Source organism: Rhizobium aethiopicum (assembly GCF_900094625.1).
GTDB classification, from domain to species: domain Bacteria; phylum Pseudomonadota; class Alphaproteobacteria; order Rhizobiales; family Rhizobiaceae; genus Rhizobium; species Rhizobium aethiopicum.
Map to the genome: position 1 here is coordinate 20,828 of NZ_FMAJ01000026.1, position 21,973 is coordinate 42,800.

Here is a 21,973-nt window from a genome sequence, read left to right on the forward strand (position 1 = left end):
GCAGATAGCCTTGCCCCTACCGCGAGAAAGCGAGGGAAGGCCCCGTCGATCGCCGGACTCGCGTTCGGCAGCTCACTCCTGCGCAAGCAATATCTTTCCCGGCGCAAATCGGAGTTCATAGAAAATCCGCACGGACAGAACGACGCCGGCGATCAGGACGACAATCCCGGCACCTTCGATCGGGGTCGGCCAACGAGCATGCACGACAAGTCCGCCGATCACGCCGAAGGCCGTTTCCGAGACGATCAATTGCGCCGCCAAGGCAACCGGCAGGCTCCGCGACGCAATGTTCCAGGCCCAGACGCCGCCTACGGTTGCCAGCAGCGCGAAAGAAACGCCCCAAACATACAAGCTGCCGGCGGCACTCCAACCGAATCCCAGCGTTGGAAGCCGGAAGAGGTCCAGCGCGGCACCGAAGGGGTAGAAGGCCAGCATCAGGATACCACCTCCGACCAATATCAGGGCAGCCCACACACCAGAGGGCATTTCCGGCCGGGCCGCCAGTGCAGCCTGATTGGCAAGCGCGAACCAGACCCAAAGTCCCACGGCGGCGAGCGCCAGCGGCACACCAACCCACAATGATCGCACGGAATTCAATCCTTCGGCCGTGAATGCCGTGCCGTTGACGAGAGCAAGGCCGGCCAGCACCAGTGCGAGCGGTATCATGAGGGATCGCCATGGCAATGATCCCTGACGCTTGTTACAAATGACCATCAATACGATCGGCACCAGGCCGAGAAAGGCGGGAGCGATGACCGGGCCGGCAAAGACGGCCGCGCCCGTCACGGTCAGGAAGTAGCCGACATATCCGATGAAAGCGAGCCAGATGGCATTCAGGCAGTTGCGAAGTGTGAGGTGGCGCAGGACACCCTTTTCGGAAAACAGGATGTAAAGCCCGACGAGCGCCGAGACAACATGACGGATGAGGGCAAAATCAAAGGTGGAATAGCCGCCGATGATGAAGGGCACGATAAAGTTGAGCGAAAAGGCAAAGGCCGCAAACAGAGCGGCCGACACGCCAACGCAGAAGAGTCTGTCCATGACGATTACCCCTTGAGTTGCGTCTCCTTGATCGGATGGGGGAAATGTACCGGCCGGGAGCCCCGGCCGGCAGCCGCTGAAAATGGGAGCCACCCTCTCGATGCTCATCCACCGGATCGTGAAGCGGTTCTGCATCATCGAGGCCGTTTGAACGACAAGAGGTTAGCCGGGGTGATGATGAGGCGGCGCCCGCGGCCATTGCTGTTCATCAGAACCGATTTCCCATATCCTCAAGATCGAGGCTTTCAATCGTCGGGGTGTCATGGATCGGCTTGATGCAATGCGGGTTCTGCTTGCGGTGGTTGACGCCGGCAGCTTGTCGGCGGGCAGCCGGAAGCTGAACGCGCCGCTGCCGAGCGTCAGCCGCAAGGTCGCCGATCTGGAGCGATATCTCGGCGCAAACCTCATCATCCGGACAAGCCGCAACCTGCAGCTCACCGATGCCGGTCGCGACTATGTCGATGCGGCGCGCAGGATCATCGCCGATCTCGAGGAGGTCGAACGCAGGGCGTCAGGCGAATATCAGACGCCACGGGGACTGCTGACCATCACGATGCCGATCGAGTTTGGCCACCGCTACGTTCTGCCGATCGCGCTCGATTTCATGAACAAGCATCCCGAAGTGACCTTGAACCTCCTGTCCCTCGACCGCTCTGTGCATCTGGTCAACGAACAGGTCGACGTCGCCATCCGACTTGGCGAGTTGGCCGACAGTTCGCTCCATGCGGTGAAGGCCGGCGAGTTCCGTCTGTTGACCTGCGCAAGCCCGGCCTATCTGGAACGGCACGGCATTCCCCGGCATCCGACCGAGCTCGCCGATCACGACGGCATCATGTTCAACGACAGGTCCTTCTTCTGGAATTTCGAGATCGACGGGAAGCCGGTCGAGGTAATGCCACGGAGCCGGATCGAGGTGAATACGGCGGCCAACTGCGTCGCCGCCGCGTGCAATGGAGCCGGGATCGCCCGCCTCTTCGACTATCAAGTTCCGGAGGAGCTGTCTTCGGGCATGCTCGTGCAGATCTTGAAGGATTATGACGGCGGGCCCAAGCCCATCCACATCGTTTATTCCCGTCAGGGCCTGCTTGCCCTCAAGCTGCGCGCCTTCATCGATTGGATTCTGCCGCGGCTTCGCGCGGCCTGCAACAATTATGGCAATGCGCCATCACCGGAATGAAACGCGTACTTCCCGACCGTCCGCGCCAAATCCTGTAGATGCTGATCGTCAAGCATAGTCATTTGTCAAGCCGGCCGCCGAGGTTCTGTTCGTCAGCGGACGATGCGGTCGACCTGCGCCTGAAGCTGTGGGCCAATCAGCAGGATGGCGGGAATGACGATGAGATAGGCGATGCTCCACGAGCGCAGCCACGTCAGCACGAATCCCTCGGAAAAACCCAGATTGAGCGCGAGCAGCGTGAAAGAGATGAGCCCTGTCGTTACGATGCCCATCGACAGGGCGAAGGCGATCTTGCGTTTGAGATGCGTGTTCATGTCCGTCTCCCGACTGGATGAGAGATCAAGACCGCCTCGGCAGGTCTCAATCCCGGTTAGCGCTTCGAAGATCGCGCAATGGCGGCACCGGCGGTAGCGCGGAAACCTGAGAGGCAGCCTCTTGAGTTCGGCAAGTTTCGAACGGCGGGCAATCCTCGGCAGTTGGGAGCGATATGCCCCGCAACGCGCTGCTTTTCGACATCCTCCACATCGCTCCGGCTTCTCGCAACCTGATGCAAGACTGAGCGAAAACGAGAGGCTTGCTCTCACTTCTGCTCGCTACCGGACGCATCTTGCCGAACTCATATTCCCGTCATTGCCGCCCGGAACCCTGCTGGGCTGTGGCGGCGCTCAACCAGCAGTGCGCTGTCTCACCAGCTGAAATTGAACAAGGAGCATCCAAATGTCGAAAGTCATCTATACCGGCACCACCAACACGACCGGCGGACGGGACGGCGCGTCTCGCACGTCCGACGGTCGCCTCGATGTGAAACTCTCCCCTCCCGGTTCCTCGGCTCCGGGCACCAATCCCGAACAGCTCTTCGCTGCGGCCTGGTCCGCCTGTTTTCTCAGTGCGATCGGACGAGCCGCTGCCGAACGCCAGCTTCGCGTGCCCGCCGATGCTGCCGTCAATGCCGAGATCGACCTCCTCTCGAACGATGACGGCGGCTATGTCCTGCAGGCGCGACTGAACGCGAAGCTGCCGGGCATCGAGACTGACATCGCCAAGTCCCTGGTCGAGCGCGCTCACCAGCTCTGCCCCTACTCCAAAGCCACCCGCGGCAACATCGCCGTCGAACTCAACGCTGCCTGATCGGCCTCAATTCAACGTCGCGCCGGTGCCCCGGCAATGCCGGTCACGACTGGCGCGACCACAAAGGATTATGTCATGACCACGACCGCAAGAGCCCTCGCAACGGCAGCTTTCCTGCTCGCCGGCACATCCCTCCACGCGCAGACGCCGCATCAGGCGGCCACGCAGTTCCTTCCGATCAAGAACGAAGCCGCACCCGAGCTCTTCGTGGATCAGCCCCTTGCAGAACCGCTGGCCACCAGAGGCGTGGCCATCATCCCCTATCGAACCGAGAACTTCCGCATCCTGCCCATTTTCGGCGCCAGCGCGACCGATGTCTCGCCTCGGGCCGGGCACCTTCATGTCAGCATCGACGACCTGCCATGGCGGTGGGCCGATGCGGGCGGCACCGGCGCCATCGTGCTGACCGGCCTGCCGCCCGGCGAACACAAGGTACTCATCGAACTCGCCACACCAGTGCACGAAGTGCTGGGCGGAAAGCTTGTGAAATTCACAGTACCATCAATCGGCGGTGCGCAACATTAGAGGTCTGTTTTCCGATCTCCCCAATTTCACCCAAGCACCATGGTAGTGAACTTGGATGAGGGGAATCTGGGATGTCGATCTTGCTGAGAAGTTTGTCGCTGCTGGTTGGAATAACATTGGCGGTACCGGCCTTTAGCAACTGCTTGACCGCCAATGAGACCAAACAGGGCGTGCTGCTGACCAGAGAAGCGCCTTTCTATTCCGTATTCTACAAGCCGGACGGCCCGGGTCTCACCGAACAACGGCTGATGGAGCGCGACGGTTCACTGCAGCCGGTTTCGGCGGTCTATCTGCACCCCTTGCTCGTCGAAAAGAGAGTGAGTGCCAGCGGGACGCATGAGCTGAAATACGCGAATGCGATTGCGTTGGACGATCTGCCACAGAAGAAGAACTGGCAATCTGACACCACGCTTTTCATCAATGGCAAAAAATCCGTTTCGGGCACGACTTTTATCAGGTTCGACGGCTTGGGAGAGGAAACGATTGGATCTTGTTCCTACAAAGTCTGGGCCATCAACAGCCGTCTGAAACTGACGGAATTGCCTCCGATCATTTTCGAACAATACTATTCCCCCGAGCTTCATCTCGTTCTTCGTTCGGTAAGGCTAAACCCCTCCAACCAGCCATTGAGCGAGGTTCGATTTGATCGGTTCCAAATTGGCTGGGGCAACTAGGGGGACATTGTGTCGCCTCTATCATCTCAGAAAGCCCGCCGGGCGCTCCCTCCCTTCCTGCCACTCTGTCGTCGCGAGTCGATGGCGACCATCTTCGTATGTGACTTTCGCCGTCCTACCGACGCAGATATGCACGATAACCGACTGTAGTTCCTATCCCTGGTGGGGCACTCTGCATAATTATGGCTACGGCTTGTCGAGGAATATGACTCCCGCCTTTCCAAGACGATCAAGAAAATCCTGCACATTTTTGAAGCCACGGCTGTCTTGTGCGAACGTAAACTTGATGCGCTCTCTTGCCCTCGAAAGGGCAACAAGGAAAACATTCGCGTCATCACCACTCTTCCAGAACGCATCGTCGTTCAGCTCTACGAATATGACGGTATGGAATTCCAATCCTTTGGACTTGTGGATTGTCATGAGTTTGACGACCCCGCGGCCCTCGATCAGGTCGACGCAGTCCTTCCATTCGGCGTGTTGTCTGGCACTTTCGTCGAAGAGGAGACAAAAAGCATCCACGACCTCCGCAAGGCGACTTGAGCCCCGGTATTCATTGTATGCGCGCGAGAACTGGTGCCGTCTCGACTGAGACATCACTAGGTTTACGATCTCCTGGCCGCTGATATCGGCGGCGCGTTTGGCGACCAAAGCTCCGCTAAGGTCGCTGACAAGCCTCTGAACTGCCTGCAAACTACTGGAGCTCCCTCGCTCAGTGGAAATGTCGTGTCCGTCGAGGTCGGCAAGCGTGTCTCGGCAGACCTGAAACGGATCGCCTTGTCGTACGCCCACCGCCATCTTAAGCGCGGCCATGATGAACCGGAACACTTGCTCCTTCATCAAATCCTGTATTTCGAGTTCGCCCACTTTTCGGGACTCGTTGCGCAGGCGCAGCCCGGCCTTAACAAAGTGGGGTTTGATGCGCTGCTCAACGTTATCGACACGAACCCGCGCAAGCAGCACGAAATCATCGGGCACCCTCGTAGGATGCGCCCCAAGCTCTTCCTGTATGAAGCGTGCAATGTATTCCCCCTCTGCCTCTCGATCCTTAAACACCCATCCTTCGATCGCGTCGGGAGGAACCGGATCGTCTTTCCGTGCCGCCTGCGTCATTACAGGATTGGCTTCAAACATCGAAGCGAGGCTATTGATAAGGGTTACAATCGGCCTATTGGAGCGGAAGTTGAACAACAGCTTCGATGATACAGCGGCGAAGTCGACGTTGAAGCGGTTGAAGATGTCGGGAAGCGCACCCGCCCATGCCATGATAGCTTGGTTGGTGTCTCCCACGGCGGTGACGACCGCGTCACCGCCGTGGAACGCGGCCTTTATCAGCCTGTACTGCAGCTCATTGACGTCCTGAAACTCGTCTAGGAAGACGTGAGAGTACGTTTGCCTAAGGGCGGAAACGATCGACTTCTGGGTCTCAAGAATTCGAACGGCCAGGAGCATCACCATTTCGAATGTGATTGTGGACCGGCCTATACAGTAGGTCCACCAGGCACTGCGAATGCCGTCAGCAGCGTTGGCAAACAGATCTCCGGATGGAAAGGAATGGACGAGCTTATAGAGGTCGCGGTCGTTATAGTTCATGACGGAAGGAAATTGGGGGGAGACCGAGTTTCTGAAGTCGTCCCATATGCCACGATTTGGAGAAAAGATGCGGTAACCGGGTGACGGTCTTGCGTCCTTCGGCAGCGCTTCGAGGAACTGGTCGAGCAGTCTTTTTGCGAAGCTGTGCAGGGTGAGGGATTCGAATCTAGCCGAGAGGTTTGGGTCGCATCTCGCCGCCACTCGCTCCTGGAGGTTTCTCGCCGCGTCGACTTTGAACGCAACGGCAAGGATTCGTCTAGGATTGGGGCAGGCGCCTGTTGTGAGCAAGAAGTTGGCTCGCTGCGCAAGCAACTCCGTTTTTCCGGCACCCGGCCCTGCGAGAATGGAGCGCGAATTCGTAGAGCGTACAATTTCCAGCGCGTCGCCTTCCAGGGAGACACCCTTGGACGGCTTCCAATGTCCGGGATCCAGGTAGGTCACGGCATCACCTCAGTCTGTGCCTTGCCCGCGGACACGAGAGACCTCGCCTTTTCGATGAGCGCTTGTAGTGGTTCCGGGCAGCCAGTCTCCAGCCGTTCCTTCGAGAGCTTCGAAAATGCAAGAAGATGTGAACCGGGCTTTGACGACGATTTGAAGAGTTCTCGATAGATGTGCACCTGCTGCTCGGTAATCTTGTTCCCCGTTGCCTCGATCTCGGGCGGTCCCTTGCCGGACTCGCTGAAGACGGCCTCCATCAACTTCTTTCTTGTCTCGTCGTTGTAGTTCTCCGCCACATATGGCTTCTCGGCAGTGTATGCCTCGGGAAACGCCTGGATCATCATCATGTCGAGGTCTAGGGGCGCTGAGTAATAGATTCCCCACTTCCGTAACCACTTCACCCAGCTGTCATAGTTCTGAGGGGTGATGTCGTCGTTCTTGGGTATACCGTTGACGGTAGCGGGAACTTCCACGTCCGGTTGGCTGGTGTGAAAGTAGGTCGGGATGAACTCCGGGCCAAGCGCGGTCAGCCATGTAACGGCGTTCTTTAGCCGCCCGGTGCCGCCTCCGTACCGCCCCAGGTCGAAATCGAGCAAGGTGAGGTGAGGTATTTCTAGCCCATTCAAAAGTTTCCAGAGATGCTGGGCGTGACGCCCACCGATGGAAACGTATGCGATGAAGGACGGATCGAGGCTTGCCCCGCGCGCTTCGGCAAGTTTGGGAATGACGATCCGCTCTGTGTCGCCCTCCCCGATGATAACGAGACGGGCAAAGTAGATCTCCGGATTGGCAAGGATCACTTGCTGGATGAATTTGTCCTCTTCCGTCTTCTCCGGCGGCAAGGGGAGCGGCAAGGCTGTACTTGTGAGGGTCTGCGGCGAATTTCGGAAATACCGGACGTTCTTCGGAGGCACGCGGCTGAGGATACTTGTGGCATGGCTTGTCACGATAGCCTGCGCCGATCCGGTCGTGTTCAGGCTGTCCAGAAGAGCGATTAGGCGAGGTAGATAAAATGGCGAAAGATGGTTTTCAGGCTCCTCAAGCGCAAAGATCGTAAGGGCGGGCATTGTGAAATCGGATGTTCTGAAGCCTGCGAGATTGCCGGGTAGCGAATTCTGCATTTGCCACATGAGTGTCTGGTAGGTCGCCGCCAGAGCGAAGTAGAGCAAGGATGTTTGCCCCTCGCTGAGCTCGTCGAGATATCGTTGGCCGCCACCGGGAGACTTGGTGAATCTCAGGGTCAAATCCTTGATGAGTTTCTGAAACTCGGTAGCAACAACGCCGAGCTGAGGTGTGCCGTCATAATGGCCGTCATGGAGCGACTTCCAGAAACCGTCGAGAGTCGCGCTGACGTACTTCATAGCATCAGTGGAATTTAGATTCTGCTCGAGATCCGCAGCGAATCCTTTTGATTTCGACCGTGTGTCCTCGCTCCAGTCCGCAGCGCTTTCGAGGCGACTGAGAAGGTTTTTAAGCGCTGTCTGGCTTACTCCGCGAGCGTCACGGTGCGCCGGGATGTAGATCACTTCGGCGTACTGCGTCGGACGACCCCGGAGAGGACTTTTCCGTTCGTCGTCTGGCCCGAATGGAACGGCATCTAGCGTCTTAACGGAGTATATTTTTGTTTCGAGATCGTCGGTCAGGACGTCGGAGGTCGAATACTTGCATTCTAGACGAATCCTGACCCGGAGTTTGCTGTCAGCCGCCGAAAAGAATAGATCGCTGAAGACCATGGGATACGCCGCTGGACTCTCAAATCCAAAAACGGCATCGATCACGATTTCCCTCTCTAGTCCTTTCAGCATTTGGAGATCTTCGGTAGGCCCAAAATGGACGTCTGTCTTCCGGATCTGACGCTCCGCCGCAATTGGCGAAAACAGTCGTTTCAGAGCCTCGAGAGCTGCGGTCTTTCCCGAGCCGTTGTTGCCGACGAAAGCGTTTATGCCGGACTTGAAGGTAATGGCTACGGGCTTCTGGCCGAAGCAGCGGAAATTTTGGAGGGTCAATGTTTCTAAATGCACAGCAATGCTCGGTGTCGGAATCGATGGCTAAGATTGTCGCATAGGTGAAGGTGAAAGCAACTAGGGCTTGTGCGAGATCGCATCACTCCGTGGCAGAGAATAGTCGCGTGCAGACCCAACACCGTTGCGCCTCTTCCGACAAGGCGCTTCTTTTAGTAAGACATCTCAATGAAAAACGAACTGATCCACGAAATCTGGCTCGACCCCGGGCCTGATGGTCAGATGCTTCCCGGCCTTTGTCTTGCCGGCCCCATGGGAAACAGCTTCAGGTCCCTCCTCAATCAAGGAGCTGTGAAGGTCGGCGAGGTAACCGGGCATAGCCACTTCGATGTGATGGCGAAATTCTGGAAGCTTCGGGGCTGGGGTGAGTACCAGACGGCGCATCAGCAAGATCACGAGCCATATCCTGACGAATGGGTCGCAATCCAACGGGCCATTATCGATAGCCTGTGAATTTGCGGATTGACGGCGATCGATGCACAGTTGCCTTGGCTTTCAAAGGCAACTGGCTTTCGAAACTAACGCTGTCCACTTTCCCTAATTGCCTTTCTAGGCGCGCCGTCCCCTCACCCCGCCAACTCCACAATCGCACATCCATACCCCTCAAGCTCCAGCCTCCCCGCCACCCTCTTCTCCCCATCCAGCAGATCCCGCCCCGCCGGCACCCCGCCAACCGTCACAGCCTGATCCATATAATTCTGTACGAACAGCAGCCGCCTCTCTTCATTCATCCGCATCGTCACCTCCACCCCCTCAGGCAGCCCGCCGACCAGCGGCTCGATGCCGGCGGGTGCGAACAACCGCTCCGTCAGCGCCTCGGTCAGCTCCGGCGTCAGATACGTCCCGAGATAGACCACCCGCCCCTTGCCGACCTTGCGGGAGGTCGCCATCGGCTGACCTTCGGCGTAGCGGTTGGACCAGGCGGCGATAATCTCGACGTCGGGGGCGACGGTGAGGTTTTCGTAGAAATGGCCGGCGGCCATTTCGCGGTTGCCGATCTTGAAGCGGCGGACGCGGCGGTGGCTTTCGGCCGGTTTGTTCGGCGGGATGACGAGGCCGCCGGAGCGCTCCATCACGTCGAAGAGGCCGTTGGCGCCGGGGGCGGCCAAGCGGCCGAAATCTTCGACGCGCACACCCGTCAGCCTGGAAAGCGCAGTGCCCGGTGCGGTTTCGCGGATGACGTGGTTATCTTGCGTGCGGGTGCCGGTGCGCGCGCCGATGACGACGGTGCCGCCGGATGCGGCGAAGGCTTCGAGCCTTGCCGTCCATTCGTCCTTCCACATCACCCAATGGGGCACATAGAAGAGCTTCAGCTTGGAGAGATCGTCCTCCGGGTGGATGAAGCCGCAGGCGATGCCGCGATCGTAGCAATGCTGATGCAGCAGGATCGCGTCGTCCTGCGGGCTCGGCAGGCCGATCGGATAGGTCTTGTGGGCCTCCTGATTGTCGAAATCGGAGCCGGCGATGCCGACATCCATGCGCACATAAGTGCCGAGGATCTTGTCTTTCAGCGCCGTCATCTCGGTCGCGAAGCGCGTCGCCTCCTCATAGCGGTGGCGGCCGATATCGTCATGGTCGATGATGCCCATCCAATAGATCTCGGCGCCGAAATGGGCGGGCCGCCAGCGGAAGAACATCAGGCCGTCGGCACCATGGGCAACGGAGGAGAGCGCCATGCGGCGCAGTTCGCCCGGCTCCGGCGTCAGCGTGCAGAAGCCCGGCTGGCTGCCGAAACCCGATTGCTGCTCGGGCACGATGTAATTGCCGGAGAAGCCGCGGCAGATATCGAGGTGCAGCGCCTGCACCTTGGCGTGATTGCCGAGCCGCATGAACTCGTCATAGAGCATGGGATAGATGTCGTAGCCGACGAAATCGAGATCCTTGCTGAACTGGCCGCGGAAATCGATATCGCGCAAGCCGCCGAGATTGTGGAAGACGAACCAGGAGGATTTCACCTCCCTGAGGATCTCCACCTGATCGTGCTGGAAGCGCGCCGTGGAGAAGGCGAGGAAGCGGTGGTAATCCTGCAGATGGCCGGGGCTCGGGAAGGTCGGGCCGAATTCGATCGGCAGCACCACCTGATCGAAACTGTCATAGGCCGTCGCCCAGAAATCGCCGCCCCAGGCGGCGTTGAGCTTTGATATCTCGCGGTATTTATCGGCGAGGAAGGCCTGGAATTCGCTGAGCGTCGCCTGGGAAAAGCTCTCCGGCATGCTGGTGTTCAGCTCATTGTCGGTCTGCCATCCCACAACAAAAGGATTGCCGCGATAATGCTCGGCCATCGCCCGAGTGATGCGCTTGCTGTGCTCGCGGAAAACAGGGCTTGCCGTATCGCAATGCTGGCGCGAGCCGTGGCTCATCGGCCGGCCCTTGCCATCGACCCTTAAAATTTCAGGGTGTTCAGCCGTCAGCCAGCGCGGCGGCGTCGCCGTCGGCGTGCACATGATCGAATCGATGCCGTGGCGCCCGAGGATTGCTATGGCGCGGTCGAAGAGATCGAAATCATAGGTGCCGAGCTTCGGCTCCAGAATGTGCCAGGCGAATTCGGCCATGCGCACGACATTGAAGCCGGCTTTCGCCATGCGCTCGGCATCGCGCTCCCAATAGCTTTCGTCGACATGTTCGGGATAATGCGGCACACCGACGAGGAAGCGGTCGGTCTGGACGGTGTTCCATGCGGAGAGGGTCTTGTCGGACACGGGCGGTCTTTCCTTATTTGTCGAGAATGGTCTTGCGGGCGCTGATCGTGCGGCCGCCATCGGGCGAGAAGAGATAGAGTTCGTTCGCATCGAGCTTCAGCGCCACCTTCTGCCCGGCGGCAAAGGGCGCGACATAGGAGAGCTGCGCGGTGATGTTGCCGGTGCCGCTTTCTGACGCGATGGTGCGAAGATTGCCGGCATCGACATAGAGGATGGTCTCGCGGCCGAGATGCTCGACGAGGCGGACTTCGCCGTGCACAGCCCCACCCTCGCTGCCCTCGGCGACAACGGAGATCGCCTCCGGCCGCACGCCGAGCGTGAGAGCCGCTCCTTTCGCAAGCGTCGTCGGCTGGGTAAGCTCCACGGTCAGCGGTGCGAGGCCAGGTGCGGAAACGGTCACGCTGCGGCCGGAGACGGCGTCGAGGGTGACGCCGAGGAAATTCATTCTGGGCGCGCCGAGGAAGCCGGCGACGAAGAGATTGTCAGGGTTGCGATAAAGCTCCAGCGGCGAGCCGACCTGCTCGATGATGCCCTTGTTCAACACGACGATGCGGCTTGCCATGGTCATCGCCTCCACCTGGTCATGGGTGACGTAGACCATGGTGGCGCCGAGCTCGGCATGCAGGCTGCTCAATTCGACGCGCATCTGGGTTCTGAGCGCCGCGTCGAGGTTCGACAGCGGCTCGTCGAACAGGAAGACCTCGGGCGAGCGGGTGATCGCCCGGCCGATCGCGACGCGCTGCCGCTGGCCGCCGGAAAGCTGCTTCGGCCGCTTGTCCAGCTGGTCGTCGATACGCAGGATCCTGGCGGCGCGGGCGACCGCCGCATCGATCTCGGCCTTGGGGCGCTTGGCCATGCGCAGGCCGAAGCCCATATTCTCCGCCACCGTCATGTGCGGATAGAGCGCATAGGATTGGAAAACCATGGCGATGCCGCGATCGCCCGGTTCCTGCCGGCTGACGTCCCGGCCGTTGATCAGGATCTGGCCTGAGGAGATCGCCTCCAGGCCGGCAATGCTCTTCAGAAGCGTGGACTTGCCGCAGCCGGACGGACCGACCATGACGATGAACTCGCCCTGCGCCACGGAAAGATCGATGCCGCGCAGCGCGTGATAGGCGCCATAATTCTTGTTGATCTCACGAAGTTCGAGACTGGTCATATCCTGGCCCTCTCTTGTTGAAACGGAAGACGCCGGCTCATCCCTTCACCGCGCCCATGGTGAGGCCGGCGATGAAATGCCGCTGCATCAGGAAGAACATCACGACGGGCGGCACGGCGACGACGATCGTGCCCGCCGAAACGAGGTTCCAGGCCGAGACCCACTCGCCGCGCAGATTGGCAAGGCCCGCCGTCACCGGCTTGACGCTGTCGCTGACGGTCAGCACCACGGCCCAGAAATAATCGTTCCAGACGAAGGTGAAGATCAGGATGGCGAGCGCGGCGAGCGCCGGCCGCACCAGCGGGATCGCCACATGGATGAGCGTCTGGAAGGGCGAGGCCCCTTCGGCGCGCGCCGCCTGGAACAGCTCATCGGGAAGGGCCGCGATGAAATTGCGCATGAAGAGCGTGGCGAACCCCGTCTGGAAGGCGACGTGGAAGATGATCAGCGCCACGGTCGTATCGATCAGGTCGAGGCGCACCATCAGGTCGCGCACCGGGATCATCATGATCTGGTGCGGCAGGAAATTGCCGCCGACGAAGAGCGCGAAGATCAGCATGTTGCCGCGAAAGCGGTAACGCGACAGCACGAAGCCGGCGAGCGTCGACATGACGAGCACGCCGATGACCGAGGGAATGGTGATGATCAGGCTGTTGAGGAAATAGCGCGCCATCGGCGTGTCGGTGAAGACGGCCCTGTAATTGTCGATGACGCCGATCTCGGTCGGCCAGCCCCAGAGATTGCCGCCCATCACATCGGCCGTCGAGCGGAAGGAGGTCAGCACGATCGCAAAGAGCGGGCAGAGCCAGAGGATGAGCACGACGACGACGGCGAACACATAGAAGTGGCGCTGCCAGATCGCGGTTTCGGGTATCGGACGAGGGTACATCAGCCTCCCCTCTCTTCGCTGCGGATGATGTGGGTGAGATACCAGGCGATGAACACGGCCATGATCACGAAGAGCACCGAGGCGATCGCCGCGCCGTAGCCGAAGCGGTAGGAGAAGATCGACTGCTCGTACATCTGGTAGGCGAGCACCGAGGAGGAGCCGAACGGCCCGCCCGCGGTCATGACGGAGATCATGTCGAAGGAGCGCAGCGCGCCCACGACCGTCACGGCAATGGCGATGAAGGTGACCTGCGTCAGCTGCGGCAGCACGATGTGGCGCAGCATGTTCCAGCCCCGAGCGCCATCGACGCGGCCGGCTCCGATCAGCTCTTCGCTCAGATTGTTGAGGCCGGCGAGATAGAGCACCATGCAGAACGTGATCTGCGGCCAGAGTGCGGCGATGACGATCGCGAAGGTGACGAAATGCTCATCGGAAAGCACGGCCGGCGCCACCGCCCCGAAGGCCTTGAAGATCAGCGCCAGCAGCCCGAATTCCGGCGTATAGACCCAGGTGAAGACGACGCCCACGGTCACCGATGCCAGCACCAGCGGAATGAAGAACAGCGACTTCAGGAAGCGCATGCCTGATATTTTCTGGTTGACCAGCAGCGCGATCGCGAGCCCGATCGGCGGTGCCGCCATGAACATGATCAGCCAGATCAGATTGTTCTTCAGCGACACGTAGAATTGCGGATCGTTGTAGAGCTCGACGTAATTGCCGAGCCCGATCCACACCATGTCGCCGAAACCGTCCCACTCGTGAAAGCTGATCCAGACGCTGCGCACCGCCGAGAGCAGGATGACGGTGAAGAACAGCGCGATCGCAGGCGCGATGAGCAAGACCGGAGTCAGCCACCACCGCTGGCGGCGCCATAATGTCTGCATGTCAGGAGCCCTCATTTACGGCAAGAGTGTTTGGCGCATGCCCCTCATCCGGCTGCCGCCACCTTCTCCCCGTAAACGGGGCGAAGGGACCGAGCCGCACGCTTTCCGTCCCCCGCACACGTCAAGCAGGGCACGTCCCCTCTCCCCGTGTCTACGGGGAGAGGGTTAGGGTGAGGGGCAGTCAGAGCACGTCGCCGATGATCAGATCTTGTAAATCCGCTTCCGCGTGCCCTCGAGCCGCGTCAGGATCGCCTTGCGCCGATCGGGCTTGGCCATGAACTCCTGGAAGCCGACAAGGCCGGCCTGGGCCATGTCGGGGTCGCTGTCGCGGTCGTAATATTGCGAGGCGCCTTGCACCGTCTTCATCGTTTCGACGGCGACATTGACGAGCGGATCCTTGCTCGGCGGGAGGTCGTTGCGCGGCGGCACGTTGCCGCCCGGCTCCAGATAAGCCGCCAGGTTCTCCGGCTTGTAGAAATAGGCGAGGAAATCGCGCGCGCCCTGCTTGTTCTTCGCCTTGGAGGGAATATGGACTGAATTGACCGAGAACTCCTCGAAATGGCCGATCTTCGGATCGAGCACCGGGAAGGTCGCATAAGCAAGCTGCGGCAGATCAGCCTCGGTAAAGGCCGAGCGCAGGAAGGCGCCGAGGTTCATCATGCCGGCTTTCTTCTGCGCCAGAAGTGCTGCGGCCTCCTGCCAGCCGAAGGAGGTGTGGTTCGGCGTGAAGAAGCCCTTTGAAATCATCGCTTCCCACTGGTCGAAGACCGGCGTCAGCGCCGGATCGAGATAGCTCATCTCGCCGTTCATCAGCGCCATGTGCCTGTCGATGCCGTTGATGCGCAGGTTCATCTGGTCGAACCAGCCGGCCGCCGGCCACAATTCCTTGGTGCCGATCGCAACCGGGGTGATGCCTGATGCCTTGCACTTTTCGCCATAGGCCAGGAACTCCTCCGCCGTCTTCGGCACGGTCAGCCCATGCTGCTCGAACACATCCTTGCGGTAGAACATGCCCCAGAGCGTGCCGCCGGTGGGCAGGCCGTATTGCTTGCCGTCTTCGGTGACGGCGCCGGCCGTCGCACCCAGCACGTCCTTGTATTTTTCCTTCTCGAAAAGGTCAGAAATATCGTCGAACAAGCCGCGCTTGACGAAGGCGCGCATGCGGTTGCCGGAGAACCAGAAGCAGATGTCGGGCGCGCCGGCGACGAGATAGTTGCGGATCGCCGTCTTGTGGGCCTCGTGGTCCATATTGTTGACGACGACGTTGACGCCGGCTTCCTTGCCAAAGCCCGCCGCGATCGCCTTCAGCGCATCGAGGGCGGCGCCGTTATTCTCCGACGAGATGATGCTGATTTCCTGCGCCTGCGCGATCGCAGGTATCGGAAAGCTGCCCGTCGCCGCCGCCGCCGAAACCACGCCCGCCCCTTTCAGAAAGCTTCTGCGGGTGGTTGAGGGAAAATGCTTTAAGAATACCATTGAATTCCTCCCGGTTGATCGACAACACCGCCTGGCCCGAGCCGCCTCCTCCTTGGAGCGCGCTCACGCAGGCCTTCCACGCGCCGATCCCGCCTCCTGAACTCGACCGTACAATCCGGCTGCCTCAGTTGATCGGCGGCCGAACTTATGCATAGATTGTGCGAGCCCGCAATAATTAATTTACAAAATTAAGGAATGCATCGTGAAGCTGAAAGGCGACCAGACCACGGCGAGAGCCATGAACCGACGCCTCATCCTCAACCTTCTCCGCCGCGAAGGGCCGAGGAGCCGCGCCGATATCGCAACGGTGATCGGGCTCAGCCCCGCCGCCGTCACCTTCGTCGTCGCCGATCTCCTGGAGGAAGGCATCGTCACCGAGGGCAAGGCCGTGCCCGGCCCCGCCGGCCGCCGGCCGATCCCGGTCGAGATCAATTACGAGCATTCGCTCGCGCTCGGCTTCAAGCTGATGGTGGATTCGGTGGAATGTGTGGCGACGGATCTCGCCACCAATCCTCTCGCCGCCACGCGCGTCGATCTGAAGGGCCACGATCCGGATTATGTCGCCGATCTCCTGGCGGCCACCGTCCCCGAACTGGTGAAGCTCGCCGGCCGGCCGAAAGCCAAGCTCGCCGGCATCGGCATCTCCATGCCCGGCGTCATCAACCACGAGCAGACGGCCTGCGTGCGCAGCCACCGCTTCAAATGGGACAACGTGCCCCTCGCCGCGCTGGTCGCGAGCCGCGTCCACGTGCCGGTCTGGCTGGAGGACGATACCAACGCCTATGCCATCGCCCAGCAGCTCTTCGGCCTCGGCCGCCAGCACCGCAACATGGCGGTGCTCGCCGTCGGCGTCGGCATCAGCTGCGCGCTCGTCATCGATGGCAAGCTCTATCGCGGCGCCAACGGTGCGGCCGGCAAGTTCGGCCACACCCTGTTCGAGGAGAACGGCCGCCTCTGCGAATGCGGCAAGCGCGGCTGCCTGATGGCCTATCACTCCGAACTCTCGATGCTGCGCCGCTGGCGCGAGACGACCGGCCGCGAGGACCTCGGCCTCCCCGAACTCTGCGAAGCCCTCGCCTCGGGCGACGCCACCGCCACCACCCTCGTCGCCCATTCCGGCCGCGGCATCGGCATCGCACTCGCCAACCTCGTCAACATCACCGACCCCGAAGTCATCGTCGCCGGCGGCGAAGCCGTCTCACTCGGCGACCCCTTCCTCACGCCGCTGCGCGACGCGCTCTCCGCCCGCACCTTCCGCACCGCCCCGCCGCTGCTGCCCGACTGGGAGGACAACTCCTGGGCAAGAGGAGCGGCGGCGCTGGTGACCCAGAAGATCTTTGATTTCGAGTCATCGGGGGGCGTGACGGATATTGCGACGCTCGGCGTGAGAGGTTCGACTTCGGCGGCTTGAAATACGAGGGAGCTGCGGGATCGCCCTCGCCGGGCAAGCCATGCCGCACACCCCCCTCTGCCCTGCCGGGCATCTCCCCCACAAGGAGGGAGATCGGCAAGAGGTTGGACCATTGCTCCCTCGCGATCATAGCGCAGCAGCTATACGGCAGTTATTTGGGGAGCGATCACGCCCAGCCGATCTCCACCCTTGTGGGGGAGATGGCCGGCAGGCCAGAGGGGGGTACGGCACGGCACAACGAAACAGGCTATCCCATCGGCAGCATCGGATCAGGAGACAATCACTCTCGCACTTGGCCCGTTGCATTTGGCGCTCACGCGACTACCTTTCATGCCAAGACGCTGCCCTCCGGCGGCCAGAGAAAATCACGTGAGCAAGCCATGTGCCGAAACATAAAACCTCTGTTCAACTTCGATCCGCCGGCGACGGACGAAGAGATTCACGATGCCGCGCTCCAGTTCGTGCGCAAGCTCAGCGGAACGACCAAGCCGTCGAAGCGCAATGAGGCCGCGTTTGAACGCGCGGTCAGCTCGATCGCTGCCTGCGCCCGCGAACTGCTCGATTCAATGGAGACGTCGCAACCGCCTCGCGATCGCGAGGAAGTGGCGGCGAAGGCGCGTGCGAAATCCGCGATGCGGTTCGCGTAGGGAGCATCCGTCCTCGCAAGAAATCCGAGCCAGCCTGCAGATACACAAGCTTACAAAAATACAGGTTTCCAGACACATGCCTGGTTCAATCATCGACTGAAATGGCGATGCGGCCAACGAGCCGGAACGGTCAATTCAGGAAGGATGACACGATGAAAATGATCCAGGCCATGGTGCTCGCCCTTGTTCTCGGCGGCGTGGCGGCAGCGCATGCGGAGCAGCCGATAGAGCGCACCGACCTCGTCAAGAACGATATCGACGTGCCCGGCCACGAGGTCGTCCAGGTGCGCGTCGACATCGCTCCGGGCGTGCTCGCGCCGAATCACTCGCATCCGGGCGAAGAGGTCGCCTTCGTGCTTGAGGGCACGCTGGAATACAAACTCGAAGGCCGTGAGCCGGTGATCCTCAAGGCCGGCCAGTCGCTGTTCATTCCCTCCGGTGTGGTGCACTCGGCCAAGAATGTCGGCAGCGGCAAGGCTTCGGAACTGGCGACCTATATCGTGCGCAAGGATGAGGCGCTCGTCGTGCCTGCCAAGTGAAAACACGTCGCAGCCGGAGGTGTTCGACCGGCTCCGACGGGAAAAAGCGGGGTCGAAGCAGCGCAGGACCAAACGGCGGGCACTGCGCTTGAGGCAGAAGCCTATTGCTGCGGCTGCGCCGGTGGCGGGGTGCCGATCTTTTCCAGAACCTTCTTGGCGAGCGCCGGGTCGCTCTGCGCGGCCGTCAGGATCGAGGAATATTCCTCGACGGAGATGTCGGGAGAGGACTGGACGGTTTCGACCATCTGTTTCTGGGCCTCATCCTGGAGCTTCTGCTTCGCAGCCTGATCCTGCGTCGCGTCGATTTTGGCCGAATATTGCTGCCGGACCTTGTCGACCTGCACATAGGCGACGGCGAAGGCCTCGAGTTTCTGATCGCTGACAGGGGCGGCCGCACCGCTGCCTCCGCTCTGTCCCTGCATTGGCGCCTGGCCCTGTGCCGGCGGCTGCTGTTGTGCCTGGGCAAGCTCCGTAGCATATGCCGGGCTGAGAGCAAGAAGGCTGAAGGCCGCGGCGGTCATCGTTGCGAGGGATGTGTAACGAGTGATCATTTTCATTCCTTTTCCGGTGATTTTGGACGGCAGCAAGACCGCCCCGGTCAATCGCTCAGCCGCTAAAAAGGCTGGCGAGGTCGCGACGATGAAGCCTGAAAAGGGCTCGATGCGGCGATAACGGGGCGATTTGCTGACGATTGAGCGGCGGCTTTGTGGCCGCCGCCCGCGTTCAGCGCGCAAACTTCCGCGCCCCCATCACGCAGAGAATGACCGCGACCGTCACGCCGAGCATCGTCCATGTCACCGGCTCGTGCAGCAGGGTGGCGGCGAGCGCCAGGCCGAAGAAGGGCTGCAGCAGCTGCAGCTGGCCGACGGCGGCGATGCCGCCCTGCGAGAGGCCGCGATACCAGAAGATGAAGCCGATCAGCATGGAGAACAGCGAGACATAGGCCAGCCCGAGGAGCGCCGGCGTCTCGATGCCGGCGAAACTTGCCGGCCGGTAGACGAACGCGACCGCGATCATGATCGGCAGCGACAAGACCAGCGCCCAGGAAATCACCTGCCAACCGCCGAGCGTGCGCGACAGCCTGCCGCCCTCGGCATAACCGAGGCCGCAGGCGAGGATTGCCGCCAGCATCAGCAGGTCGCCGACCGGCGAGGCCGTCAGATCTTGCGTCAGGGCAAAACCTGCCACCAGCGTACTGCCGAGAACAGAGAACAGCCAGAAGGCCGGTTTCGGCCGCTCCCCACCGCGGATCACGCCGAAGGTTGCGGTCGCAAGCGGCAGCAGGCCGATGAAGACGATCGAATGGGCTGATGTGACGTGCTGCAGCGCCAGCGCCGTCAGCAGCGGAAAACCGACCACGACGCCGAGCGCGACCACGGCAAGCGAGAGGATATCGCGCCCGGCCGGCCGCTTCTCACGAAAGACGATCAGCAGGCCGAGCGCCAGGAGCCCGGCGATCGCCGCGCGCGCAACGGTCAGGAATACGGGATCGAACTGCGCCACCGCCACGCGTGTCGCGGGCAGCGAGCCACTGAAGATCACCACCCCGATCAAACCATTGATCCATCCCGCCGTCATGCGTTCCATATGCACTCCTTCCGATGCATGCCACCGTTTGCGACACGCATAAAAACAATGACCTAAGGCGCGCTCCTGACTCGAATTCGCAAGAACGGGCCGTCCATCCTTATCAGCCGATACGGATAGCCATGACAGTGACGGTCTGATACGATTTCGCAAAACTGTTATGGTTCAGAAAGCAGTACGGATGAACGAAGAGATGACGGGGCGCACCCGCGTCGAGATGGTGATGGCGACGATCCGTCAGCGTATCGCCGGGCGCAGCCTGACGCCGGGGGCAAGATTGCCCTCGGTGCGCGGCCTGGCGGCGAGCATGAAACTTTCGACATCGACCGTCGTCGACGCCTATGAGCGGCTGGTCGCCGAGGGCGCGATCCTTTCGCGTCCGGGCTCGGGCTTCTATGTCGCCAACCAGGCAGCCCCCTTCGCGCTGGCGGAGGCCGGGCCGAAGCTCGACCGCGCGGTCGATCCGTTCTGGATCTCGCGGCAATCGCTTGAAGCCGGCGAAAGCGACTTGAAGCCCGGCTGCGGCTGGCTGCCGCCCTCCTGGCTTCCCGACGAAGCCATGCGCCGCGGGCTCAGAACCCTTGCCCGCGTCGAGGGACCGGCCCTTGCCGAATATGGCTCGCCGCTCGGCCTGCCGCCGCTGCGCCAGCTGATTTCCCGCCGCATGGGAGAGCGCGGCATCGAGGCTTCGCCGGATCAGATCCTGCTGGCCGAGTCCGGCACGCAGGCGATCGACCTGCTCTGCCGTTTCCTGCTCGAACCCGGCGATACCGTGCTGGTCGACGACCCCTGCTACTTCAACTTTCACGCACTGCTGCGCGCCCACCGGGCAAAGATCGTCAGCGTGCCCTACACATCCTCCGGCCCGGATCTCGAACTCCTGGTGCAAACGCTCGCCGAACATCGGCCGCGGCTCTACATCACCAATTCGGCCATCCACAACCCAACAGGCGCGACACTGTCTCCGGTGACCGCCCACCGCGTCCTGAAACTCGCCGACCAGTTCGACCTCACCATCATCGAGGACGATATCTTCGCCGATTTCGAATATATGCCAGCGCCCCGCCTCGCCGCTTTCGACGGGCTGGAGCGGGTCATCCATATCGGCAGTTTTTCCAAGACGCTTTCGGCCTCCGCCCGCTGCGGCTTCGTCGCCGCCAGGCCCGAATGGATCGAGGGCCTCACCGACCTCAAGATCGCCACCTCCTTCGGCGGCGGCCGGATGACGGCCGAGCTGGTGCTCAACGTCCTGAGCGACGGCAGCTACCGCAAACACATGGAAATGCTGCGGCAGCGCCTCGCCCGCGCCATGACCGAGGTCTCGGCGCGGCTGAAGGGCTTGGGAATAAAACCTTGGCTGGAGCCGCAAGCCGGCATGTTCCTCTGGTGCCGCCTCCCCGACGGCATCGACGCGGCAAACGTGGCGCGGGCGGCACTGGAAAAGCGGATCGTGCTGGCGCCCGGAAACGCCTTCAGCCTGTCGCAATCGGCGACGAATTTCATGCGGTTTAATGTGTCGCAGACGTCGGATGCGAGAGTGTTTGCGGTGCTGGGAGATGTGTTGGGCAGGTAGGAGGATGAAAGTAGCCGCTTGCGGAACCTCCGATGTCTGGCGCTAACTCTTCCTCTCTCATTCCTGTGCTCGTCACAGGAACCCAGCCACCGCGTCTGCGGTGAATGAATCTTATCCAAACAAGAGAGTCTCCCGCGCCCAAGGACTTGGGCGCACTGGATTCCTGTGACAAGCACAGGAATTGTCTCTCAAATCTATGCTTTACTGCAGGGGAAGCTGGGACACGAGCCCCGGGATGGCCATCCCGGGGCTCGTGCGGCAAAGCGCCCGTACAGGAATAGGTGTCAACGACCGACCTCATGAAGGGACTTTGCCGCTCCAGCTTCGCATCGCTTGCTGACTTGAATGGGCTATCCGAAGGACACGCCCGCAGACAATTCGAAGCATGGAACCCAATTATGATGGCAGAACCCCATGAAATCCAGTCCGCCCTCGGCCTGGACGTTTCCTGCAATTCCGTCACCTTGTTCGACAGCCGCACCCGCCGCACCGTGACGATCCCCAATGACGTCGAG

At 61.0% G+C, this 21,973-nt stretch carries 20 protein-coding genes and 1 pseudogene; 10 read left to right on the plus strand and 11 right to left on the minus strand.

Features of this window, described 5'->3' with window-relative positions:
* Nucleotides 1-72 precede the first annotated feature (72 nt).
* Entirely contained in the window at nt 73-1,041 is a 969-nt protein-coding gene (locus tag GA0061105_RS29360) for a DMT family transporter (protein ID WP_141130248.1), read from the minus strand.
* A gap of 262 nt (nt 1,042-1,303) precedes the next feature.
* Between GA0061105_RS29360 and GA0061105_RS29365 the strand changes: the two genes are divergently transcribed.
* The gene (locus GA0061105_RS29365; protein WP_092754665.1) at nt 1,304-2,218 is read left to right on the plus strand and encodes a LysR family transcriptional regulator; all 915 of its coding nucleotides are present in this window, start codon (nt 1,304-1,306) and stop codon (nt 2,216-2,218) included.
* Between the two features lie 92 nt (nt 2,219-2,310).
* Here GA0061105_RS29365 and GA0061105_RS29370 read toward each other — a convergent pair whose 3' ends face one another.
* Entirely contained in the window at nt 2,311-2,532 is a 222-nt protein-coding gene (locus tag GA0061105_RS29370) for a DUF2798 domain-containing protein (RefSeq protein ID WP_092754668.1), read from the minus strand.
* A 403-nt stretch (nt 2,533-2,935) separates the two neighbouring features.
* On the opposite strand from GA0061105_RS29370, the gene GA0061105_RS29375 reads away from it, so the two are divergent.
* The 3 genes from GA0061105_RS29375 (at nt 2,936) to GA0061105_RS29385 (ending at nt 4,545) form a co-directional block, all read left to right on the plus strand.
* Nucleotides 2,936-3,346, plus strand: coding sequence for an organic hydroperoxide resistance protein (locus GA0061105_RS29375; RefSeq protein WP_092754671.1), 411 nt, complete (start codon nt 2,936-2,938; stop codon nt 3,344-3,346).
* A gap of 75 nt (nt 3,347-3,421) precedes the next feature.
* Nucleotides 3,422-3,871, plus strand: coding sequence for a DUF6130 family protein (locus tag GA0061105_RS29380; protein WP_092754714.1), 450 nt, complete (start codon nt 3,422-3,424; stop codon nt 3,869-3,871).
* 71 nt (nt 3,872-3,942) lie between these two features.
* Nucleotides 3,943-4,545, plus strand: a complete 603-nt coding sequence (locus GA0061105_RS29385; RefSeq protein WP_092754674.1) for a hypothetical protein — start codon at nt 3,943-3,945, stop codon at nt 4,543-4,545.
* A gap of 186 nt (nt 4,546-4,731) precedes the next feature.
* Here the strand turns inward: GA0061105_RS29385 and GA0061105_RS29390 are convergent, their stop codons facing one another.
* Complete coding sequence (locus tag GA0061105_RS29390; RefSeq protein ID WP_092754677.1) at nt 4,732-6,576, minus strand: UvrD-helicase domain-containing protein; 1,845 nt, start codon at nt 6,574-6,576, stop codon at nt 4,732-4,734.
* Nucleotides 6,573-8,594 carry an ATP-dependent nuclease gene (locus GA0061105_RS29395; protein WP_167358597.1) on the minus strand — a complete coding sequence of 674 codons (2,022 nt, stop codon included), beginning with the start codon at nt 8,592-8,594 and terminating at the stop codon, nt 6,573-6,575. The genes GA0061105_RS29390 and GA0061105_RS29395 overlap by 4 nt, the downstream gene beginning before the upstream one ends.
* A 168-nt stretch (nt 8,595-8,762) precedes the next feature.
* Between GA0061105_RS29395 and GA0061105_RS29400 the strand changes: the two genes are divergently transcribed.
* On the plus strand, nt 8,763-9,047 hold the full coding sequence (locus tag GA0061105_RS29400) for a hypothetical protein (RefSeq protein ID WP_092754682.1): 285 nt from the start codon (nt 8,763-8,765) through the stop codon (nt 9,045-9,047).
* A 113-nt stretch (nt 9,048-9,160) separates the two neighbouring features.
* Here GA0061105_RS29400 and GA0061105_RS29405 read toward each other — a convergent pair whose 3' ends face one another.
* From GA0061105_RS29405 to GA0061105_RS29425, 5 genes are all read right to left on the minus strand, one after another.
* Nucleotides 9,161-11,293: a beta-galactosidase gene (locus tag GA0061105_RS29405; protein WP_092754685.1), complete on the minus strand. Its 2,133-nt coding sequence runs from the start codon at nt 11,291-11,293 to the stop codon at nt 9,161-9,163.
* 13 nt (nt 11,294-11,306) lie between these two features.
* Nucleotides 11,307-12,452, minus strand: a complete 1,146-nt coding sequence (locus tag GA0061105_RS29410; protein WP_092754687.1) for an ABC transporter ATP-binding protein — start codon at nt 12,450-12,452, stop codon at nt 11,307-11,309.
* A gap of 37 nt (nt 12,453-12,489) precedes the next feature.
* The gene (locus tag GA0061105_RS29415) at nt 12,490-13,341 is read right to left on the minus strand and encodes a carbohydrate ABC transporter permease (RefSeq protein ID WP_092754689.1); all 852 of its coding nucleotides are present in this window, start codon (nt 13,339-13,341) and stop codon (nt 12,490-12,492) included.
* Nucleotides 13,341-14,225 (minus strand): carbohydrate ABC transporter permease, encoded by an 885-nt coding sequence (locus GA0061105_RS29420; RefSeq protein ID WP_092754691.1) that lies wholly within the window; start codon nt 14,223-14,225, stop codon nt 13,341-13,343. Before GA0061105_RS29420 ends, GA0061105_RS29415 begins: the two co-directional genes overlap by 1 nt.
* A gap of 201 nt (nt 14,226-14,426) precedes the next feature.
* On the minus strand, nt 14,427-15,701 hold the full coding sequence (locus GA0061105_RS29425; protein WP_092754693.1) for an ABC transporter substrate-binding protein: 1,275 nt from the start codon (nt 15,699-15,701) through the stop codon (nt 14,427-14,429).
* Between the two features lie 202 nt (nt 15,702-15,903).
* Here GA0061105_RS29425 and GA0061105_RS29430 point away from each other — a divergent pair, with 202 nt between their 5' ends.
* The 3 genes from GA0061105_RS29430 to GA0061105_RS29445 all read left to right on the plus strand — a co-directional run bounded on the left by GA0061105_RS29430 (nt 15,904) and on the right by GA0061105_RS29445 (nt 18,298).
* Nucleotides 15,904-17,112, plus strand: a complete 1,209-nt coding sequence (locus GA0061105_RS29430) for an ROK family protein (protein ID WP_092754695.1) — start codon at nt 15,904-15,906, stop codon at nt 17,110-17,112.
* Nucleotides 17,113-17,492: 380 nt separating this feature from the next.
* Entirely contained in the window at nt 17,493-17,759 is a 267-nt protein-coding gene (locus GA0061105_RS29440; RefSeq protein WP_092754697.1) for a DUF2277 domain-containing protein, read from the plus strand.
* A 152-nt stretch (nt 17,760-17,911) separates the two neighbouring features.
* The gene (locus GA0061105_RS29445) at nt 17,912-18,298 is read left to right on the plus strand and encodes a cupin domain-containing protein (protein ID WP_092754717.1); all 387 of its coding nucleotides are present in this window, start codon (nt 17,912-17,914) and stop codon (nt 18,296-18,298) included.
* Between the two features lie 101 nt (nt 18,299-18,399).
* On the opposite strand, the gene GA0061105_RS29450 is transcribed toward GA0061105_RS29445, so the two are convergent.
* Nucleotides 18,400-18,849: a DUF4168 domain-containing protein gene (locus GA0061105_RS29450; RefSeq protein WP_064694788.1), complete on the minus strand. Its 450-nt coding sequence runs from the start codon at nt 18,847-18,849 to the stop codon at nt 18,400-18,402.
* A 172-nt stretch (nt 18,850-19,021) separates the two neighbouring features.
* Nucleotides 19,022-19,885, minus strand: a complete 864-nt coding sequence (locus GA0061105_RS29455) for a DMT family transporter (protein ID WP_092754699.1) — start codon at nt 19,883-19,885, stop codon at nt 19,022-19,024.
* 160 nt (nt 19,886-20,045) lie between these two features.
* Between GA0061105_RS29455 and GA0061105_RS29460 the strand changes: the two genes are divergently transcribed.
* Together GA0061105_RS29460 and GA0061105_RS34145 are read left to right on the plus strand one after the other, a co-directional pair.
* Nucleotides 20,046-21,458: an aminotransferase-like domain-containing protein gene (locus tag GA0061105_RS29460; protein ID WP_092754701.1), complete on the plus strand. Its 1,413-nt coding sequence runs from the start codon at nt 20,046-20,048 to the stop codon at nt 21,456-21,458.
* A 398-nt stretch (nt 21,459-21,856) separates the two neighbouring features.
* Nucleotides 21,857-21,973 (plus strand): annotated as a pseudogene (locus GA0061105_RS34145) (IS110 family transposase); the annotation flags it as partial.

Coding starts and splice junctions, on each gene's coding strand:
- GA0061105_RS29365 (WP_092754665.1), top strand. CDS start 1,304: ATGGATCGGCTTGATGCAATGCGGGTTCTGCTTGCGGTGGTTGACGCC.
- GA0061105_RS29375 (WP_092754671.1), top strand. CDS start 2,936: ATGTCGAAAGTCATCTATACCGGCACCACCAACACGACCGGCGGACGG.
- GA0061105_RS29455 (WP_092754699.1), bottom strand. CDS start 19,885: ATGGAACGCATGACGGCGGGATGGATCAATGGTTTGATCGGGGTGGTG.
- GA0061105_RS29410 (WP_092754687.1), bottom strand. CDS start 12,452: ATGACCAGTCTCGAACTTCGTGAGATCAACAAGAATTATGGCGCCTAT.
- GA0061105_RS29400 (WP_092754682.1), top strand. CDS start 8,763: ATGAAAAACGAACTGATCCACGAAATCTGGCTCGACCCCGGGCCTGAT.
- GA0061105_RS29420 (WP_092754691.1), bottom strand. CDS start 14,225: ATGCAGACATTATGGCGCCGCCAGCGGTGGTGGCTGACTCCGGTCTTG.
- GA0061105_RS29370 (WP_092754668.1), bottom strand. CDS start 2,532: ATGAACACGCATCTCAAACGCAAGATCGCCTTCGCCCTGTCGATGGGC.
- GA0061105_RS29385 (WP_092754674.1), top strand. CDS start 3,943: ATGTCGATCTTGCTGAGAAGTTTGTCGCTGCTGGTTGGAATAACATTG.
- GA0061105_RS29460 (WP_092754701.1), top strand. CDS start 20,046: ATGGTTCAGAAAGCAGTACGGATGAACGAAGAGATGACGGGGCGCACC.
- GA0061105_RS29380 (WP_092754714.1), top strand. CDS start 3,422: ATGACCACGACCGCAAGAGCCCTCGCAACGGCAGCTTTCCTGCTCGCC.
- GA0061105_RS29425 (WP_092754693.1), bottom strand. CDS start 15,701: ATGGTATTCTTAAAGCATTTTCCCTCAACCACCCGCAGAAGCTTTCTG.
- GA0061105_RS29440 (WP_092754697.1), top strand. CDS start 17,493: ATGTGCCGAAACATAAAACCTCTGTTCAACTTCGATCCGCCGGCGACG.
- GA0061105_RS29415 (WP_092754689.1), bottom strand. CDS start 13,341: ATGTACCCTCGTCCGATACCCGAAACCGCGATCTGGCAGCGCCACTTC.
- GA0061105_RS29450 (WP_064694788.1), bottom strand. CDS start 18,849: ATGATCACTCGTTACACATCCCTCGCAACGATGACCGCCGCGGCCTTC.
- GA0061105_RS29445 (WP_092754717.1), top strand. CDS start 17,912: ATGAAAATGATCCAGGCCATGGTGCTCGCCCTTGTTCTCGGCGGCGTG.
- GA0061105_RS29360 (WP_141130248.1), bottom strand. CDS start 1,041: ATGGACAGACTCTTCTGCGTTGGCGTGTCGGCCGCTCTGTTTGCGGCC.